Raw genomic sequence first — 1,233 nt, forward strand, 5'->3', positions numbered from 1 at the left:
ATCCAGCCGTATCTGAGAACGCGCGTCGCAGCAGGCGCAATCAGCATGAGGCCCGGCCTGTCGGTGAATTCGCCATCGGAGTCGAGCGGGCTTGCAATTCCATGCTAGAGTTCGAATGGAACCGAGGCTCCAAGCTGCCAAAACCCGATTTTTTTTCGCTGGAATGCTTCACCGAACGAAGTGGGGAAGCAAAGTTTCGTCGAAGATCTGACGGAGGTCCTTTGCGACATAATCGGGGGCACCGTTCTCGTCTTGACATAACTTCCCGCAGTTGTTGAGGCCAGCTGTTACGATAAGTGTATCGAGCCCGGCAGCCTTTGCCCCCTTGATATCAGTATCAACCTGATCGCCGATCATCAAAAGACTGTCCGTACCTGCCCGAGCGATGCACTCTTCGAAAATCGCTCTCCCTGGCTTACCCGTAAACTCGACAGAGATTGGAGGAACTCCGAAGGGCGCTAGTCCTGCCTGAAGCATTGGTCCTATTATCCCCGGTCCAAAAACCAGTGAGCCGTTATTGCCAGGATAAATGATGTCAGCGTTTGCCATTATAATACGGGGCATTTCACCGGTATCGATCAGTCTGCGTTGAAACGTCGACAGGATGTGGTCGACAGACCGTTTAAAATCGAAACCTTCGTCATCGAGTACTACGAGCGTGTCGAATGTGTCGGCCGTGTCAGCAGGGTGAAGATTTGGATGCTTACCGAAAATCTCATGCCCAGCGTGTGCACTGCCCATATATGAAACTAGCCGCCCGGCCGCCACCTCTTCGAGTACGCGATGTCGGGCAACACCTCCCGCGGACACGATACGGTCGACCTTCGGGATCGGAAGTCCTGCTCCTCGTAGACGTGCGAATATCGTCTCATCCGATCCGCTGCTGATATTCGTCACGATATAGTACGGCTGACCGGACATATTAAGTCGGCCCAAGGTATCAGCGGCGCCGGGGAGGGCTTCATTTTCGATGATCAGGACCCCTGTCGCGTCGAAAAGTATCGCGTCATAGCAATCGGCCAATGTCTGCGGAGGACGCTTGAGCTTTGGTATGCGGCAGTGTGGCGCGCAACACTTACCGCTGGAAAGGCGGCCCGCCGGAGATCCGATCATTGTTGCATCTCCACAAGCGTCAACGCATCGAAGAGGCCGACATTCGGTTCACAGCTATGGGTGATCGCTCCGATCCGCGAAATCGCTTCTGGTCGTATGCTAGCGTCGCACGTCTCGCTG

Annotated in this window: 1 protein-coding gene; it reads right to left on the bottom strand. The window is 54.8% G+C overall.

Annotated elements, in window-relative coordinates:
* Nucleotides 1–168: 168 nt before the first annotated feature.
* Nucleotides 169–1,113, bottom strand: a complete 945-nt coding sequence (locus EOA24_RS38485) for an HAD-IA family hydrolase (protein WP_127410853.1) — start codon at nt 1,111–1,113, stop codon at nt 169–171.
* Nucleotides 1,114–1,233: the final 120 nt, after the last annotated feature.

The organism is Mesorhizobium sp. M2A.F.Ca.ET.039.01.1.1 (assembly GCF_003998035.1).
Lineage (GTDB): Bacteria > Pseudomonadota > Alphaproteobacteria > Rhizobiales > Rhizobiaceae > Mesorhizobium.